The sequence below is a fragment of the Streptomyces sp. NPDC001816 genome (genome assembly GCF_042892235.1).
Classification (GTDB): Bacteria; Actinomycetota; Actinomycetes; order Streptomycetales; family Streptomycetaceae; genus Streptomyces.
In genome coordinates this window covers 199,120-214,586 of the sequence record NZ_JBIATY010000013.1, presented here as the reverse complement: position 1 = coordinate 214,586, position 15,467 = coordinate 199,120, and the positions used below count along the sequence as shown (strand labels likewise).

The 15,467-nt window shown below is 70.8% G+C and carries 12 protein-coding genes; 11 read left to right on the top strand and 1 reads right to left on the bottom strand.

Annotation, left to right across the window (positions count from 1 at the left end):
* Positions 1-30: 30 nt before the first annotated feature.
* On the bottom strand, positions 31-978 hold the full coding sequence (locus ACFYZZ_RS36375; protein ID WP_389185564.1) for a hypothetical protein: 948 nt from the start codon (positions 976-978) through the stop codon (positions 31-33).
* Positions 979-1,412: 434 nt separating this feature from the next.
* Here ACFYZZ_RS36375 and uvrC point away from each other — a divergent pair, with 434 nt between their 5' ends.
* The 11 genes from uvrC to ACFYZZ_RS36320 all read left to right on the top strand — a co-directional run bounded on the left by uvrC (position 1,413) and on the right by ACFYZZ_RS36320 (position 15,397).
* Positions 1,413-3,500 (top strand): excinuclease ABC subunit UvrC, encoded by a 2,088-nt coding sequence (gene uvrC / locus ACFYZZ_RS36370; protein ID WP_389185561.1) that lies wholly within the window; start codon positions 1,413-1,415, stop codon positions 3,498-3,500.
* On the top strand, positions 3,497-4,486 hold the full coding sequence (gene rapZ / locus ACFYZZ_RS36365; RefSeq protein WP_389185558.1) for an RNase adapter RapZ: 990 nt from the start codon (positions 3,497-3,499) through the stop codon (positions 4,484-4,486). Before uvrC ends, rapZ begins: the two co-directional genes overlap by 4 nt.
* Complete coding sequence (gene yvcK, locus ACFYZZ_RS36360; protein WP_389185556.1) at positions 4,483-5,577, top strand: uridine diphosphate-N-acetylglucosamine-binding protein YvcK; 1,095 nt, start codon at positions 4,483-4,485, stop codon at positions 5,575-5,577. The genes rapZ and yvcK overlap by 4 nt, the downstream gene beginning before the upstream one ends.
* Complete coding sequence (whiA, locus tag ACFYZZ_RS36355) at positions 5,568-6,557, top strand: DNA-binding protein WhiA (RefSeq protein WP_071381536.1); 990 nt, start codon at positions 5,568-5,570, stop codon at positions 6,555-6,557. Before yvcK ends, whiA begins: the two co-directional genes overlap by 10 nt.
* Positions 6,558-6,709: 152 nt before the next feature.
* Positions 6,710-9,664, top strand: coding sequence for a M14 family zinc carboxypeptidase (locus ACFYZZ_RS36350; protein ID WP_389185552.1), 2,955 nt, complete (start codon positions 6,710-6,712; stop codon positions 9,662-9,664).
* Between the two features lie 319 nt (positions 9,665-9,983).
* The gene (gene gap / locus ACFYZZ_RS36345; RefSeq protein WP_389185549.1) at positions 9,984-10,991 is read left to right on the top strand and encodes a type I glyceraldehyde-3-phosphate dehydrogenase; all 1,008 of its coding nucleotides are present in this window, start codon (positions 9,984-9,986) and stop codon (positions 10,989-10,991) included.
* A gap of 147 nt (positions 10,992-11,138) precedes the next feature.
* Complete coding sequence (locus ACFYZZ_RS36340) at positions 11,139-12,350, top strand: phosphoglycerate kinase (RefSeq protein ID WP_389185546.1); 1,212 nt, start codon at positions 11,139-11,141, stop codon at positions 12,348-12,350.
* Positions 12,351-12,355: 5 nt separating this feature from the next.
* Positions 12,356-13,132 carry a triose-phosphate isomerase gene (tpiA, locus tag ACFYZZ_RS36335; protein ID WP_389185543.1) on the top strand — a complete coding sequence of 259 codons (777 nt, stop codon included), beginning with the start codon at positions 12,356-12,358 and terminating at the stop codon, positions 13,130-13,132.
* A 96-nt stretch (positions 13,133-13,228) separates the two neighbouring features.
* Positions 13,229-13,465: a preprotein translocase subunit SecG gene (gene secG / locus ACFYZZ_RS36330; protein ID WP_389185540.1), complete on the top strand. Its 237-nt coding sequence runs from the start codon at positions 13,229-13,231 to the stop codon at positions 13,463-13,465.
* 257 nt (positions 13,466-13,722) lie between these two features.
* Complete coding sequence (locus ACFYZZ_RS36325; RefSeq protein WP_007448238.1) at positions 13,723-14,010, top strand: RNA polymerase-binding protein RbpA; 288 nt, start codon at positions 13,723-13,725, stop codon at positions 14,008-14,010.
* 124 nt (positions 14,011-14,134) lie between these two features.
* Positions 14,135-15,397 carry an MFS transporter gene (locus ACFYZZ_RS36320; RefSeq protein ID WP_389185537.1) on the top strand — a complete coding sequence of 421 codons (1,263 nt, stop codon included), beginning with the start codon at positions 14,135-14,137 and terminating at the stop codon, positions 15,395-15,397.
* Positions 15,398-15,467: the final 70 nt, after the last annotated feature.

Genomic DNA, 15,467 nt, shown 5'->3' with positions numbered 1-15,467 from the left:
CGCGCCGGCTCCGGGCGTTCCGGCCCCGCGTCACTCCCAGTCCCAGGCGATGCCGACCAGGCCCGGACGGATCCGGGGTTCGACCACGTGGACGCTGTGGTGCGGCCCGCTGACCGTCAGCTCGTGGCGGCCGCTGCGCGGCGCCGCGGGGGAGTGCTGGGAGAAGCGGTGGCAGCGGGTCGGCAGCGCGGCCCGGTCGAAGCGCACCTGCAGCGCGTACTGACCGCCCGGGAAGCCGAACCCGTGGGCGAACTCGCGCGAGACCCCCGCCGTGCCGTCCTCGATGCCGTACCGGAAGAGGAAGGTGTCGCCGGCGCGCAGCCGGGTGCCGAAGAGGAGCTCGGCCACCAGTACACCCGTGTCCTGGTCCAGGCGGACGCGCCCGGTCCGGCAGTTCTCCAGGGCGTGCACCGCCATGGCGCGGGGGCTGCAGCCGGGGTCGCCGTGGTGGACGGCGAGGAAGCGGTCGACGCCGTCGCGGTGGGCCCGCACGATGTGGTGGGACTCGAGGCCGGCCAGCTCGCGGCGGGCGCCGATCCGGACCCGCTCGTGGTGGCCGAGGGTGTGCAGGCCGCCGTCGAGGGACCAGCCCAGGTCGCCCTGGAGCCGGTTCAGGGCGTCGGAGGCCTCGATCAGGGAGCGGTAGGAACGGGCCGAGGGGCGCCGGACGGAGGAGGGTTCGCTGGATTCGGTGAGCAGCCGGATCAGGGACTCGTCCGGCAGCTGGAGGATCTCCTCCAGGGCCCGTACGGCGCGCAGTGACTCGGGGCGCTGCGGGCGGCGGGCGCCCTGCTGCCAGTAACTCAGGCTGGTGACACCGACCTTGACCCCATGGCGCGACAGATGGTGCTGCACACGCTGGAGCGGCAGTCCGCGGGCGGCGATCGCGGCGCGCAGCGCCACGTGGAAGGGGCCGCCCCGCAGGGCCGTGTCCAGTTCCGCGGTGGGGACGTCCGCGTGCTCTGTGGCTTGCCGCATGCACAGGGGCCTTTCTGTGAGGTGTCGCGACGGCTGGTCAGACCGCTGGCGCAGGTGCGCGGGGCCACCCCCGTGGGCGTCGGGAGACGCCCCTGTGCACGCACACCGCGTCCGTACGCCGGCGTGCACGGCCCCGAGTTCCCCCGCATTGAAGCGTGTTGACCAGACCCCGACAACACCTCGGACCCGGTCACGGCGTTCTCCTGGCCGAGCCGCACCCCCTACGCATGCGGGCCGAGGCCGCCACGGGCCGCAGGAGGGCAGCCCGGGTGCCCTGCCGGGCAGGTCCGCAGGGTCCGGCATGGCCGGAAATGCAGCCCTCGGGGGCAGTGCGGCGAGGGACCGCACCGATCGGGGCTGACCGGGGATCTGCGCCGGTGGGCGTTGTCCACAGGCGCGACGCGGTGTCGGTGCTCGCCAGTAGGGTGTGAGACATGGCCGACCCCTCCAGCTACCGCCCCAGGCCGGGTGAGATCCCGGACTCCCCGGGGGTGTACAGGTTCCGTGACGAGCACCGCCGGGTGATCTACGTCGGAAAGGCGAAGAGCCTGCGTCAGCGCCTGGCGAACTACTTCCAGGACCTGGCGAACCTGCACCCGCGCACCCGGACGATGGTGACCACCGCCGCGTCCGTGGAGTGGACCGTGGTGTCCACGGAGGTCGAGGCGCTGCAGCTGGAGTACTCCTGGATCAAGGAGTACGACCCCCGGTTCAACGTCAAGTACCGCGACGACAAGAGCTACCCGTACCTCGCGGTGACGATGAACGAGGAGTTCCCGCGCGTCCAGGTGATGCGCGGTCACAAGAAGAAGGGCGTCAGGTACTTCGGTCCGTACGGCCACGCCTGGGCCATCCGGGACACCGTCGACCTGCTGCTGCGGGTCTTCCCGGTGCGCACCTGCTCGGCCGGCGTCTTCAAGAACGCCTCCCGCACCGGCCGCCCCTGCCTGCTCGGCTACATCGGCAAGTGCTCCGCCCCCTGCGTCGGCCGGATCGCCCCCGAGGACCACCGGGATCTGGCCGAGGAGTTCTGCGACTTCATGGCGGGCCGCACCGGCACCTACCTCCGCCGTCTGGAGAAGCAGATGATGGAGGCGGCCGAGGAGATGGAGTACGAGCGGGCCGCCCGCCTGCGCGACGACATCGAGGCCCTGAAGAAGGCCATGGAGAAGAACGCGGTCGTGCTCGCCGACGCGACCGACGCGGACCTCATGGCCGTCGCCGAGGACGAGCTGGAGGCGGCCGTCCAGATCTTCCACGTGCGCGGCGGCCGGGTGCGCGGCCAGCGCGGCTGGGTGACCGACAAGGTCGAGGAGGTCACCACCAGTGCCCTCGTCGAGCACGCCCTGCAGCAGCTGTACGGCGAGGAGACCGGGGACGCCGTCCCCAAGGAGGTCCTGGTCCCGGCCCTGCCCGAGCCGGTCGAGCCGGTCCAGGAGTGGCTGACCGGCCGCCGCGGCTCGAACGTCTCGCTGCGCATTCCGCAGCGCGGCGACAAGAAGGCGCTCATGGAGACCGTGGAGCGCAACGCCCAGCAGGCCCTCGCCCTGCACAAGACCAAGCGCGCCTCCGACCTGACGACGCGCTCCCGGGCACTGGAGGAGATCGCCGACGCCCTCGACCTGGACAGCGCCCCGCTGCGGATCGAGTGCTATGACATCTCCCACCTGCAGGGAGACGACGTGGTCGCCTCCATGGTCGTGTTCGAGGACGGCCTGCAGCGCAAGAGCGAGTACCGCCGCTTCCAGATCAAGGGCTTCGCCGGCCAGGACGACGTCCGCTCCATGCACGAGGTCATCACCCGCCGCTTCCGGCGTTATCTCGCCGAGAAGGAGAAGACGGGGGAGTGGGCCGACGGCGAGGAAGCACTCACCGACGGTGAGCCGGCCCTCGGCGAGGGCGATCCCCTCACCAGCTCCCTCAAGGACGACGACGGCCGCCCCAGGAAGTTCGCCTATCCGCCGCAGCTCGTCGTGGTCGACGGCGGGCAGCCGCAGGTCGCGGCGGCCCGGCGGGCGCTGGACGAGCTGGGCATCGACGACATCGCCGTGTGCGGCCTCGCCAAGCGCCTGGAGGAGGTCTGGGTGCCCGGTGACGACGACCCGGTGGTCCTGCCCCGTTCCAGCGAGGGCCTCTATCTGCTCCAGCGCGTCCGCGACGAGGCGCACCGCTTCGCGATCACCTACCAGCGCGCCAAACGCGCCAAGCGCTTCCGTGCCGGCCCCCTGGACGACGTGCCCGGCCTCGGCGAGACCCGTAAACAGGCGCTCATCAAGCATTTCGGTTCGGTGAAGAAGCTGCGGTCCGCCACAATCGAGCAGATCCAGGAGGTGCCCGGGATAGGCCGGAAGACGGCCGAGACCATCGCAGTGGCCCTCGCCCAGGCGGCTCCGGCCGCACCCGCCGTGAACACGGCGACCGGAGAGATCATTGATGACGAGGAACCCGATACGACGGCGGGTTCCTCGGGGGAGCCCGTGTCCGCGGGTCTCCCGGACGAACGACGGGGGCAGGAGAGATGACCGAGCACGACGCACAGCCCGCAGCGGACCGAGATCAGGCGGCCGCGGGGGAGCCGCAGCAGGCGGCTCAGGAAAACGGAGCACAGGTGAGTACGGATGCCACGCCGGCCGGGGCGCCCGAAGCGGCCATCCCCGAGCTGGTGATCATCTCCGGCATGTCCGGAGCGGGCCGGTCGACGGCCGCGAAGTGTCTGGAGGACCTCGGCTGGTTCGTCGTGGACAACCTCCCGCCCGCCCTGATCCCCACCATGGTGGAGCTGGGTGCCCGCTCGCAGGGCAACGTGGCGCGGATCGCGGTCGTCGTCGACGTCCGCGGGCGGAGGTTCTTCGACAACCTGCGCGAGTCCCTCGCCGACCTCGACACCAGGGGCGTCACGCGCCGGATCGTCTTCCTGGAGTCCTCGGACGACGCCCTGGTGCGCCGCTTCGAGTCGGTGCGCCGCCCGCACCCCCTCCAGGGCGACGGCCGGATCGTCGACGGCATCGCCGCCGAGCGCGAGCTGCTGCGCGAGCTGCGCGGCGACGCGGACCTGGTGATCGACACCTCCAGCCTCAACGTGCACGAGCTGCGCGCCAAGATGGACGCCCAGTTCGCGGGCGAGGAGGAGCCCGAGCTGCGGGCGACCGTGATGTCCTTCGGCTTCAAGTACGGCCTGCCGGTCGACGCCGACCTGGTCGCGGACATGCGGTTCCTGCCCAACCCGCACTGGGTCCCGGAGCTGCGCCCGTACACCGGCCTCAACGAGGAGGTCGCCGCCTATGTCTTCAACCAGCCCGGCGCCAAGGAGTTCCTCGACCGCTACGCCGAGCTGCTGCGGCTCATCGCGGCCGGGTACCGGCGCGAGGGCAAGCGGTATGTGACCATCGCGATCGGCTGCACCGGCGGCAAGCACCGCTCGGTCGCGATGTCGGAGAAGCTCGCCGCACGTCTCGCGGCCGAGGGCGTGGAGACGGTGCTCGTACACCGGGACATGGGACGGGAATGACGGAACGTACACCGCGGCTGAGCAGGCTGCGCCGGGTGGTGCCGGAGGGCCGTGCGAGCCGTGCCGCGACCGACGCGCGGGCGGCTCGCCCCGTCGAGGCCCGCGGCGGCCGGGTCCGCCGGCGCGGCGCCCAGCCCAAGGTCGTCGCCCTCGGCGGCGGCATGGGCCTGTCCGCCTCGCTCGCCGCGCTGCGCCGGATCACCGGCGACCTCACCGCCGTCGTCACGGTGGCCGACGACGGCGGCTCCAGCGGCCGCCTGCGCGACGAGCTGGGGGTGCTTCCCCCGGGTGATCTGCGCAAGGCCCTGGCCGCGCTGTGCGGCGACGACGACTGGGGCCAGACCTGGGCCCGGGTCATCCAGCACCGCTTCCAGTCCCAGGGCGAGATGCACGGCCACGCGGTCGGCAACCTGCTGATCGTGGCCCTGTGGGAGCAGCTCGGCGACCACGTCCAGGCCCTGGACCTGGTCGGCAAGCTGCTCGGCGCGCACGGGCGCGTGCTGCCCATGTCCGCCGTGCCGCTGGAGCTGCAGGCCCTGGTCAAGGGGCACGACCCGGAGCGCCCGGACGAGGTCGACACCGTGCGCGGGCAGGCGACCGTCGCCCTCACCCCCGGTGAGGTGCAGTCCGTGCACCTCGTGCCGCACGACCCGCCCGCCGTCCCCGAGGCCGTCGCGGCGGTCCTGGACGCGGACTGGGTCGTGCTCGGCCCCGGTTCCTGGTTCTCCTCGGTCATCCCGCACCTGCTCGTCCCGGAGCTGCTGGACGCCCTCACCGAGACCAAGGCGCGCAGGGTCCTGTCCCTGAACCTCGCCCCGCAGCCCGGAGAAACCGAGGGCTTCTCCCCGCAGCGTCATTTGGAGGTTTTGGGGCGACACGCCCCTAAACTCGCCCTGGACGTGGTGCTGGCCGACGAGGCCGCGGTGCCCGACCGCGACTCGCTCACCGAGGCCGCCAAGCGGCTGGGAGCCGCGGTCGAGCTGGCGCCGGTGGCCCGGACCGACGGCAGCCCCCGGCACGACCCGGAGCTGCTGGCCGCCGCGTACGACCGTATTTTTCGGATGCATGGAAGGATCGGCCCATGGCGATGACGGCAGCGGTGAAGGACGAGATCTCCCGGCTCCCCGTCACCCGGACCTGCTGCAGGAAGGCGGAGGTCTCCGCCATTCTGCGGTTCGCCGGCGGCCTCCACCTGGTGAGCGGGCGCATCGTGATCGAGGCGGAGCTGGACACCGCGATGGCGGCCCGCCGGCTCAAGCGGGACATCCTGGAGATCTTCGGCCACAGTTCGGAACTGATCGTGATGGCGCCCGGCGGCCTGCGCCGCGGCTCGCGCTACGTGGTGCGCGTGGTCGCGGGCGGCGACCAGCTGGCCCGCCAGACCGGCCTGGTCGACGGCCGGGGCCGCCCGATCCGCGGCCTGCCCCCGCAGGTGGTCTCCGGGGCCACCTGTGACGCGGAGGCGGCCTGGCGCGGGGCCTTCCTGGCGCACGGCTCGCTGACCGAGCCCGGCCGCTCCTCCTCCCTGGAGGTGACCTGCCCGGGCCCGGAGGCCGCGCTCGCGCTGGTGGGCGCCGCACGCCGGCTGTCCATCGCGGCGAAGGCCCGCGAGGTGCGCGGGGTGGACCGGGTCGTCGTACGCGACGGTGACGCGATCGGTGCCCTGCTGACCCGGCTCGGTGCGCACGAGTCCGTGCTGGCCTGGGAGGAGCGCCGGATGCGGCGCGAGGTGCGGGCCACCGCCAACCGGCTCGCCAACTTCGACGACGCCAACCTGCGCCGCTCGGCCCGCGCCGCCGTGGCCGCCGGTGCCCGTGTCCAGCGCGCCCTGGAGATCCTCGGCGACGAGGTGCCCGAGCATCTCGCGGCCGCCGGCCGGCTGCGCATGGAGCACAAGCAGGCCTCCCTGGAGGAGCTGGGCGCTCTCGCCGACCCGCCGCTGACCAAGGACGCGGTCGCCGGCCGGATCCGCCGTCTGCTGGCGATGGCCGACAAGCGCGCCGCCGACCTGGGCATCCCGAGCACGGAGGCCAACCTCAGCGAGGAGCTGGCGGACAACCTGGCGGGCTGACCCGAAACACCGTCAACTCGCCGGTGCCGACGTCCATTCGGGTGGTCGGCACCGGCGTTTGTATGTCCATGAGGCGCCCTTGACTCGATCATGATGTGACATGAGCCTGGCAACCTGTTCGCCGCTGTGGCGAACCACTGGTAGGGGGGTTCATGAGACCCAGAGCGAGATCGATCCTCGCTGTCGGCGCGCTCCTGATCGGGGGAGCGAGCCTTGCACCCATCGCCCAGGCGCAGAGCGGAAGTCCAGGCCCGTCCGACCCCGACGCGGTCAAGGTCTTCCGAGCAGACGTCACCCAGAAGCAGATTCCCCTGCTCCTCAAGGCCGGGCAGGACGGCCAGGAACTCGGCGAGCAGGTGGCCGGGCACGGGAAGACCACCGTCGAGGTCTACCTCACCGACAAGCAGGCGAGGAAGCTCGAGAAACAGGGCGTCCGGCTCACCGAGCACGCCCTCACGGCCAGGGCCGAGGCACGCGTCGAGGGCGCCGCCCAGGGCGTGTTCCGGCCCTACGGCGGGAGCGGAGGTCTGGAGCAGGAGATCGTCCGGACCGGGCAGGACCACCCCGGTCTCACCAAGGTCGAGTCCATCGGCAAGACGATCGACGGCCAGGACATCCTCGCGCTCAAGCTGACCAGGAACGCGCAGAAGTCGAAGGACGGCTCCAAGGCGGCCGTGCTGTACCTGTCCAACCAGCACGCGCGCGAGTGGATCACGCCGGAGATGACCCGCCGTCTGATGCACTACTACCTGGACAACTACAGGACGGACCGGCGCATCAAGAAGATCGTCGACTCCACCGAGCTGTGGTTCGTCCTGTCGGCCAACCCCGACGGCTACGACTACACGTTCAAGGACTCCACCACCCGCCTGTGGCGCAAGAACCTGCGGGACGTCAACGGCGACGGCGCCATCAGCACGGGTGACGGCGTCGACCTCAACCGCAACTTCCCCTACAAGTGGGGCTACGACGACGAGGGCTCGTCCCCGAACCCCACCAGCCAGACCTACCGCGGCGCGAGTCCCGAGTCCGAGCCCGAGACCAAGGCCCTCGACGCCTTCGAGAAGCGCATCGGATTCACGTACGGCATCAACTACCACTCCGCCGCCGAACTCCTCCTCTACGGCGTCGGCTGGCAGGTCGCCACGCCCACCCCGGACGACGTGCTCTACAAGGCGCTCGCCGGCACTCCCGACAACCCGGCGATCCCGGGCTACCGCTCGCAGGTCTCCTCGGAGCTGTACACCACCAACGGCGAAGCGGACGGCCACGCCTCGAACGTCAACGGCATGGCGATGTTCACCCCCGAGATGTCGACCTGTCAGACCGCGTCGAACCTCGACCCGAACGACGCCTGGAAGGCGTCCGACTGCCAGTCGGTCTTCAACTTCCCCGACGACGAGAAGCTGATCCGGCAGGAGTTCGAGAAGAACGTCCCGTTCGCGCTCTCCGTCGCCGAGACCGCAGCCCACCCCGACCGGCCGGTCTCCTCGGTCGGCCTGAGCGCCGCCGACTTCACCCCGGCCGCGTTCTCCACGTCGTACGCCCGGGGCGCGGACCAGGAGGTCTCGGTCGTTGTCCGCAAGGCCGTGCGCCACAAGGAGCTCAAGTACCGCGTCAACGGCGGCCGTACGCGGGACCGGACGCTCAGACACTGGAAGGGCGGCGAGACCTACGGCGGCGGGGACGACCTCTACTTCGACGAGTACCGGGCCAAGGTCCGAGGCGGCGAACCGGGCGACAAGGTCGAGGTGTGGTTCACCGGTGAGACGAGGAGCGGCAAGAAGGTCTCCAGCTCCCACTTCACCTACACCGTCGCCGAGCGGCCCAGGGCCGACACCCTCGTCGTCGCCGAGGAGGGCGCGGCCGCCACGCAGGCGCAGGCGTACGTGGACGCGCTGAAGGCGGCCGGGCACCGGGCGATCGTCTGGGACGTCGCCACCCAGGGTGCGCCCGACGCGCTCGGCGTGCTGGGGCACTTCAGGACCGTCGTGCACTACTCGGGTGCCGACGGCCCGGGCAACGCCACCCAGCTCCAGCTGCGCGCCTACCTCAACGAGGGCGGCCGGCTGATCGAGGCCGGCGAGCTGGCCGGCGGCAGCGTCGACCTCGGCCGCGGCACCCTCTCGGACGACTTCAGCCAGTACTACCTGGGCGCCTACAGCCGTACGTCGACCAAGGGGGCCACCGCCTTCACCGGCTCCGGCGGCCTCGACGGCTACACCGGCGCCCTCGGTGACGTGTCCGGCAACCCGCTCGACAAGGCCGGCACCTACGGCGTCACCTCGGACGAACTGCCCACCGCCACGTACCCGCAGTTCAAGAGCGCGGGTGCGGGCCGGTTCGCCGGGAGCGTCAGCCCGTACGGCCCGTACTCCGGCTCCTACATGGCCGCGGCCCTGCACACCGACGACGCCTACAAGCGCCTCACCCGCACCATCGATCTCACCGGGGTCACCGCCGCCGACCAGCCGGCCCTGCGCACCCGGCTGTTGTGGGACACCGAGCCCGGCTACGACCACGCGGTCGTCGAGGCCCACACCGTGGGCGCCGACGACTGGACGACCCTCCCGGAGGCCGGCGGCGCCACGAAGACGGCCGTACCGGCCGAGTGCGGGGCCGGGTTCCTGATCGGGGAGCACCCCTGGCTCAGGCACTACCTCACGCTCGCGGACAACACCTGCACCGCGACCGGCACCACCGGCTCGTGGCACAGCCTCACCGGCAGCTCCGGCGGCTGGCAGCAGGTGAGCTTCGACCTGAGCGCGTACGTCGGCAAGTCCGTCGAGATCTCGGTCAGCTACCTCACCGACCCGGGCAGCGGCGGACACGGCGTCCTCGTCGACGACGCCTCGCTCGTGGCCGGCGGCGTGGCGAAGGAGACCGAGGGTTTCGAGACGTCCCTGGGTGCCTGGAAGGCGGCCGGACCGCCCGCGGGCAGCCCGGCGGTCCTGAGGGACTGGACGCGCACCGGAACGCTCTTCCAGACCTACGGAGCGGTCACCACCGCGGACACCGTTCTGCTCGGCTTCGGTCTGGAACAGGTGCCGTCGGCGGCCGACCGGGCGGCCCTGCTGAGGAAGGCGTTCGGCTCGCTCGACAGATGAGACAGCCGTATTCAACATGTGAGCGGGACCCCCACTCAACGGTGCGCGAGAACGGCACCTATCAGGTGAGCCGACCCGCTCACGAACGAGTGAAAAGGGCGCCAACAGGCGGCGGCATTACGTAACAAAGAGCGGCAAAACGACCGCCGATCCGAGGTGGTCCGTACCCTACTGGCCGGTACGGACCGCCTGCCCTTTTATGCGGCATCTCGATGTCACCGCGGGGCCCCCAGAGGGGTAGGGTCGGGGGTGGTCGGGGACATCCCAAATACAGCTCGCCGGCACCGCATGGCCGGCGTACCAACGAGGAGATCGGTTCGTGACGATCCGCGTAGGCATCAACGGCTTCGGCCGTATCGGGCGTAACTACTTCCGCGCACTGCTGGAGCAGGGTGCCGACATCGAGATCGTGGCTGTCAACGACCTGGGTGACACCGCGACCACCGCTCACCTGCTGAAGTACGACACCATCCTGGGCCGTCTGAAGCAGGAGGTGTCCCACACCGCCGACACCATCACCGTCGACGGTCACACCATCAAGGTGCTCTCCGAGCGCAACCCGGCCGACATCCCCTGGGGCGAGCTGGGCGTCGACATCGTCATCGAGTCGACCGGCATCTTCACCAAGAAGGATGACGCCGCGAAGCACATCGCCGGCGGCGCCAAGAAGGTCCTCATCTCGGCTCCGGCCTCCGGCGAGGACATCACCATCGTGATGGGCGTCAACCAGGACAAGTACGACCCGGCGAACCACCACGTCATCTCCAACGCCTCCTGCACCACCAACTGTGTGGCGCCGATGGCGAAGGTCCTCGACGAGAACTTCGGCATCGTCAAGGGTCTGATGACCACGGTGCACGCGTACACGAACGACCAGCGCATCCTCGACTTCCCGCACAAGGACCTGCGCCGCGCCCGTGCCGCCGCCGAGAACATCATCCCGACCACCACCGGTGCCGCCAAGGCCACCGCCCTGGTCCTCCCGCAGCTCAAGGGCAAGCTGGACGGCATCGCCATGCGCGTCCCGGTCCCCACCGGCTCGGTCACCGACCTCGTCCTGGAGCTCGGCCGCGAGGTCACCAAGGAAGAGATCAACGCCGCCTTCCAGAAGGCCGCCGAGGGCGAGCTCAAGGGCATCCTGGAGTACACCGAGGACCCGATCGTCTCCTCCGACATCGTCAACGCCCCGGCGTCCTGCACGTTCGACTCGTCCCTGACCATGGTCCAGGACGGCAAGAACGTGAAGGTCATCGGTTGGTACGACAACGAGTGGGGCTACTCCAACCGCCTCGTGGACCTGACGGTCTTCGTCGGCACCCAGCTCTGATCGGCCGCAGCAGGCCGCTGATGCGTCACGCAGGGCTCGGGCAGCGCACCGTCGCGCTGCCCGAGCCCTGACGCGCGTGCAGGCCGCCCCGGCCGACCTGCGAAGATCGGCCCTCGTAGGAACAAGAGCCCTCAGGAGTCCCCTCTCATGAAGACCATCGACGAACTTCTCTCCGCGGGCGTGGACGGCAAGCGGGTCTTCGTCCGTGCCGACCTCAACGTCCCGCTCGCCGACGGCGTCATCACCGACGACGGCCGCATCCGCGCCGTCCTGCCCACCGTCAAGGCCCTCGCCGAGGCGGGCGCCAAGGTGGTCGTCGCCTCGCACCTGGGCCGTCCCAAGGGCGCCCCGGACCCCGCCTTCTCGCTGCTGCCCGCCGCCGAGCGGCTCGGTGAACTCCTCGGCGCGCCGGTCGCGTTCGCCCAGGACACCGTCGGCCCCGCCGCCCACGACGCCGTGAACGGCCTGCAGCCCGGCCAGGTCGCGGTCATCGAGAACCTGCGCTTCAACGCCGGCGAGACCTCCAAGGACGACACCGAGCGCGGCGAGTTCGCCGACCGGCTCGCGGCCCTCGCCGACGTCTACGTCGGTGACGGCTTCGGCGCGGTGCACCGGGGGCACGCCTCGGTCTACGACCTCCCGGCCCGCCTGCCGCACTACGCCGGCTACCTGATCGCCACCGAGGTCGGCGTCCTGAAGAAGCTCACCGAGGACGTCGAGCGCCCCTACGTCGTCGCGCTCGGCGGTGCCAAGGTCTCCGACAAGCTCGCCGTCATCGACGAGCTGCTCGGCAAGGCCGACCGCCTCCTCATCGGCGGCGGCATGGCCTACACCTTCCTCAAGGCCAAGGGCTACGAGGTCGGCATCTCCCTCCTCCAGGAGGACCAGGTCCCGGCCGTCACCGAGTACATGGAGCGTGCTCAGAAGCAGGGCGTCGAGCTGCTGCTCCCCGTGGACGTCGTGGTCTCCCGGGAGTTCCCGGACCTGAAGGCCAAGGCTCCCACCGAGAACACCGTGGTCGACGCGGACAAGATCCCCGCCGACCAGGAGGGGCTGGACATCGGCCCCAGGACCCGAGAGCTGTACGCCTCGAAGCTCGCCGACGCCCGGACCGTGTTCTGGAACGGTCCCATGGGTGTCTTCGAGCACCCCGACTACGCCGAGGGCACCAAGGCGGTCGCCCAGGCCCTCGTGGAATCCGACGGCTTCAGCGTCGTCGGTGGCGGCGACTCCGCCGCGGCCGTGCGTACGCTCGGCTTCGACGAGAACGCATTCGGCCACATCTCGACCGGTGGCGGCGCCTCCCTCGAATACCTCGAGGGCAAGACGCTCCCCGGCCTCGCCGCACTGGAGGACTGACCTACATGAGCACGCGCACGCCGCTGATGGCGGGCAACTGGAAGATGAACCTCAACCACCTCGAGGCCATCGCCCACGTCCAGAAGCTCGCCTTCGCCCTGGCCGACAAGGACTACGAGGCCGTCGAGGTCGCCGTCCTGCCGCCCTTCACCGACCTGCGCTCCGTGCAGACCCTGGTCGACGGCGACAAGCTCAAGATCAAGTACGGCGCCCAGGACCTCTCGGCGCACGACTCCGGCGCCTACACGGGCGAGATCTCGGGCCCGATGCTGGCCAAGCTGAAGTGCACCTACGTGGCCATCGGGCACTCCGAGCGCCGCCAGTACCACAACGAGACCGACGAGGTCGTGAACGCCAAGGTCAAGGCCGCCTACAAGCACGGTCTGACCCCGATCATGTGCGTCGGCGAGGAGCTGGACGTCCGTGAGGCGGGCAACCACGTCACCCACACCCTCGCCCAGGTCGAGGGCGGTCTGAAGGACCTCCCGGCCGAGCAGGCCGAGACCATCGTGATCGCCTACGAGCCCGTCTGGGCCATCGGTACCGGCAAGGTCTGCGGCGCCGAGGACGCTCAGGAGGTCTGCGCCGCCATCCGCGCCAAGATCGCCGAGCTGTACTCCCAGGAGCTGGCCGACCAGGTCCGCATCCAGTACGGCGGCTCCGTGAAGTCCGGCAACGTCGCCGAGATCATGGCGCAGGCCGACATCGACGGCGCCCTGGTGGGCGGTGCCTCGCTGGACGCCGACGAGTTCGTCAAGATCGTGCGCTTCCGCGACCAGTGAGTATGCGCTAGACGCGATCCGTCGTACCCTGGCGGGGACACAGCCGTGGTGCTGTGTCCCCGTCGTTCATCCGAATCCGAGGAAGTTGGTCCAGCCGTGGTTTTGGGGTTCTCGATCGCCCTGATCGTCTTCAGCCTGCTGCTGATGCTGCTGGTGCTGATGCACAAGGGGAAGGGCGGCGGCCTCTCCGACATGTTCGGTGGCGGCATGCAGTCGTCCGTCGGCGGCTCCTCGGTCGCCGAGCGCAACCTCGACCGCATCACCATCGTGATCGGTCTGCTCTGGTTCGCGTGCATCGTCGTCCTCGGCATCCTGATGAAGACGACCAGCTGATCGGCGTCTCGCAAGCACATACATTCCGTACGTAAGGCCCCATGTTCGGTACGCGCTCCTGAGCGCGGCCTATCATGGGGCTTGCGTCTAGGTGTGGGGGCTGTAACTCCAATCACTGGACGCGCGTTGGGCCTTACGTAGACTGAGGCGCTCGCGGCGAAGCGGAACGCCGACTCGCTTCGCGGCACCATCACGCAGGGAGTTACACCGTGGCAAGTGGCAACGCGATCCGAGGAAGTCGGGTCGGGGCGGGGCCGATGGGCGAGGCCGAGCGCGGCGAGTCCGCGCCGCGTCTGCGCATCTCCTTCTGGTGCTCCAACGGGCACGAGACGCAGCCGAGCTTCGCCAGCGACGCACAGGTGCCCGAGACCTGGGACTGCCCGCGCTGCGGCTTCCCGGCCGGCCAGGACCGGGACAACCCGCCGGACCCGCCGCGCACCGAGCCGTACAAGACGCACCTCGCGTACGTACGGGAGCGGCGCAGCGATGCGGACGGCGAGGCGATCCTCGCGGAGGCGCTCGCGAAACTGCGCGGCGAGATCTAGGACTTGTCATCGGCCGGGTGCCCCACACGGTGCCTGGCCGAAGCCGTTCCTCCCCGCAGGTCCGGCCGACTGTCAGTGGCACCCCCTACGGTTTTCGTGAAGGCGTGAACCGCGAGGGGGAGTTGTGACGGGGGCCGGAGTGGCGGAGTCGGGTGTGCTCGCGTGGCGCGGGGGATTCGGGCGGCTGTGGAGTGCCGCGGTGCTCTCCAGCTTCGGTGACGCGCTGCGTACGGCCGCGCTGCCGCTGCTGGCCGCCTCGCTGACCGACAAGCCCCTGCTCATCGCCTCGGTCACCGCCTGCGGCTATCTGCCCTGGATCGTCTTCGGGCTGCTCGGCGGCGCCGTCGCCGACCGGGTGGACCAGCGGCGGGCCATGTGGACGGTGGACGCGCTGCGGGGCCTCCTGGTCGCCGGATTCGCGGTGGCCGTCGCGCTGGGGCAGGCCTCGATCGGCCTGCTGATCCTGCTGGCCTTCACCCTGACCACGCTCCAGACGCTGTTCGACAACGCGTCCACGGCCCTGCTGCCCGCTCTGGTGGAGGCCGAGGCCCTCGGCAGCGCGAACGCCCGGCTGATGACCGGACAGCGGATCGCCGGCGGACTGCTCGGCGCGCCGGCCGTGCCGCTGCTGATCGCCGCCGGGGCAGCCCTCCCCTTCGCCGTCGACGCGGCCACGTTCCTGGTGGCCGCCGCCCTGGTCGCCACCCTCCCGGTCACCCGGCGGGCGGCCGGCCCCGGGGGCGGCACCCTGCGCCGGGACATCGCGGACGGACTGCGCACACTGTGGCGCGACGGCGCCCTGCGCGGACTCTGTGCCGCCACCGCCCTGTGCAACATCGGCATGGGCGCACTGCTCGCCACCCTGGTCGTCCTGGTCACCGGCTGGCTGGACGCGGGACCTGCCGGATTCGCGGCAGCGGGCACCGCCGTCACCCTGGGCAACCTGGCCGGAGGTCTGGTGAACGGCCGGCTGGTGGACCGCCTCGGCCGGACGGGCTCCGTCCTGCTCGCCGGCGCGGTGCAGACCGGGTCGCTCGTCGTCATGGGCACCGTGCGCAGCCTGGCCGTGCTGGTGGGGGCGCTCGCCGTCTTCGGGGTCATGGGCATGGTGTGGAACGTCAACACGACGACCCTGATGCAGGAGCGCAGCCCCGCCGAGCTGCTCGGCCGGGTCGCCGCGGCCTTCCGGACCCTGGCCTGCGCCGGAGTGCCCCTGGGCGCCCTGCTGGGCGGCGCCGTCGCGACCGCCTGGGGCCGCAACACCCCGCCGCTGCTCGCGGCCGGCTTCTTCGTCCTCGCCGTCATCGCGCTGATACCCGCGCGTAAGCCGGACGTACCTGTTGTTGCCCCGCAGGACGGCGCCGCAGCAGCTCAGGGCACCCACTGATCAACTAGGTTGGAACCGGCAGCGGGGCAAGGTACGCAACAGGACAGGTTGCAGGAAAGAAGGCTGAAGT

What these genes read in the sequence shown, in the direction of transcription:
- ACFYZZ_RS36340 (WP_389185546.1), top strand. Translation starts at nt 11,139, where the DNA reads ATGAAGACCATCGACGAACTTCTCTCCGCGGGCGTGGACGGCAAGCGG.
- tpiA (WP_389185543.1), top strand. Translation starts at nt 12,356, where the DNA reads ATGAGCACGCGCACGCCGCTGATGGCGGGCAACTGGAAGATGAACCTC.
- ACFYZZ_RS36325 (WP_007448238.1), top strand. Translation starts at nt 13,723, where the DNA reads ATGGGCGAGGCCGAGCGCGGCGAGTCCGCGCCGCGTCTGCGCATCTCC.
- uvrC (WP_389185561.1), top strand. Translation starts at nt 1,413, where the DNA reads ATGGCCGACCCCTCCAGCTACCGCCCCAGGCCGGGTGAGATCCCGGAC.
- whiA (WP_071381536.1), top strand. Translation starts at nt 5,568, where the DNA reads ATGGCGATGACGGCAGCGGTGAAGGACGAGATCTCCCGGCTCCCCGTC.
- rapZ (WP_389185558.1), top strand. Translation starts at nt 3,497, where the DNA reads ATGACCGAGCACGACGCACAGCCCGCAGCGGACCGAGATCAGGCGGCC.
- ACFYZZ_RS36350 (WP_389185552.1), top strand. Translation starts at nt 6,710, where the DNA reads ATGAGACCCAGAGCGAGATCGATCCTCGCTGTCGGCGCGCTCCTGATC.
- ACFYZZ_RS36375 (WP_389185564.1), bottom strand. Translation starts at nt 978, where the DNA reads ATGCGGCAAGCCACAGAGCACGCGGACGTCCCCACCGCGGAACTGGAC.
- yvcK (WP_389185556.1), top strand. Translation starts at nt 4,483, where the DNA reads ATGACGGAACGTACACCGCGGCTGAGCAGGCTGCGCCGGGTGGTGCCG.